At 44.4% G+C, this 1,928-nt stretch carries 1 protein-coding gene; it reads right to left on the reverse strand.

Going from position 1 to position 1,928, the window contains the following annotated elements:
• Positions 1–1,843, reverse strand: a 1,843-nt coding sequence (locus tag QUA07_RS19550) for an NACHT domain-containing protein (RefSeq protein WP_333328087.1), incomplete at its 3' end; no start/stop codon positions are given.
• Positions 1,844–1,928: the final 85 nt, after the last annotated feature.

Here is a 1,928-nt window from a genome sequence, read left to right on the forward strand (position 1 = left end):
AGGCACGCATCGAGTTATCCCCATTTTCCAGACCTAGTAGCAGAGCATTGATGACGGCTTCTGAAGCATTTCCCAACCTGACCAAGGCTTGTGCTGCCTCACGACGCACCCACTTATCCCCATCTTCGAGGCGTAACAACAGGGCACTAATGACGGTTTCTGAAGCATTTCCTAACTTGCCCAAGGCTTGTGCTGCCTCACGACGCACATCCTCATTCCCATCTTCGAGGCGTCGTAGCATGACACTGATGATAGCTTCTTTTTCCCCTAATGCTGCTTGATATTCCTCCAATGGATTTTCATCAACACCCCTTGCTTTCAAAAGTTGCAAAGTTGGCGCCTCAAACTCAGTCTCATTCATACTGCAAAGGATTTGAAAAACCTGAGAGCCAACTCTGCCACCAACCAGTGCCCGATCCCTTACCTCCAACTCAACCAACTTCTCCAAAATCTCCACAGTTAGACTAGAATCTACCACCTTTAACTCTTTAATATTTTCAGCAAGGCAACTGCCAGCAAAAAATAAATCGCGGTGCAACCATTCCTCATGCTCGCTATTGGCAGCCAAAATTGCCCGCATCGCTTTCGCCGCTTTCTTCGGTTTTTGTTGAGCAATCAACAACAGCAACACTTCCCGCCAGTGGGGGTCATGCAAATGCTCTCGAATATGATTGAGAACAATCTCAAAATCATCCTCATCATCTGCCTGATAGCCGATTTCCTGAGCGCACAAATATTCTTGAAAAGTCTTGTGTACAAAAGCGTACAAATCTTGTCCTTGTTCGTTGAGCAATCCCGTCCGCTGTTGAATAAAATCAACAAATCGTTTAGCTTCCTCTTTTGCCTTGAACAATTCAACCTGTTTTTTGGTTTTAATGTTCTGAGTTAACTGCTCTAACAAATCCTCCTTGACAATCAGCGTCCCGCCTTCAGGATTATCCGTACTACCCTGAGTGTGAATCCAATAGGCAAGAATTTCCATCAGCCGCCGTAAGTCGTCTGCATCTAAACATTTGAATACCGACTGCTCAGTCATGTTTTTGTTAGCATCCCAACACTTTAACAGTGTCTCCACAGCTTTTTCATAAAGCTTGTGGCGTGCCCTCGGCAGTACAGCTTGATAGCGGTGAATCAAAGCAATGATTGTCAGCAATAGCGGATTTCTCGCCAACAATTTAATTCGGTCATTTTCATCCAGAGCTTTTTTAATGCTATCTTTGCGACGTTGAGCTTCCGCCGCATCTCGAACGCGGCTGTCGTACCAGCGATTAATAAACTCATCAACCTTAGGATCGTCAAATAGTTGTAACTGATAGTGTTCAAACTCCGAAGTATTAAAAAAATCGCGTTTGTAACCAGCAGGGCGAGAAGTAATAATTGCCAAGTTTTGATGATACTGCCCCAAAAAACTCTCAATGTGCTGCACCACCGCATAGCGCTTGGATTCTTCAACAACCTCATCCAATCCATCCAACAAAATCATCGCCCTACCGTCGGCCAGCCAATACTCAAAAAAGCCTTCTGGCAGCGGTTTCACGGACATAGTTTTCTCGGCAAACTGGCGGGCATAGTCGAGGAGATTGATATCTGAAATCATAGCAAAATCCCGAATTTTAATCAAAATCGGCAAGCAATCTATCCCAGAAGGCAAGCCGATTTTTTCGGGATAACCCTGAGCCAACATCACCGCAAAAAAGCTCAGTAAAGTTGTTTTGCCTGAACCCGGAGCGCCCAGCAGCACAAATTTATTTGATTGATTTTGATTCAATAATTGTGATGCTAAAAACTTTCTACCAGAGCGAGTTTCTCTCTGAATCTGTGGCAGGTTTTTGCATTCTACCAATTCTTCTTGGACAATACTCCGGACAGTTTTTAAGCAGCCAGAGTACCATAAGACAAGACTGAAGGAAGGTTAGGGTGATTTAAAA

The sequence above is a fragment of the Microcoleus sp. T3_A4 genome, assembly GCF_036700465.1.
Classification (GTDB): Bacteria; Cyanobacteriota; Cyanobacteriia; order Cyanobacteriales; family Microcoleaceae; genus Microcoleus.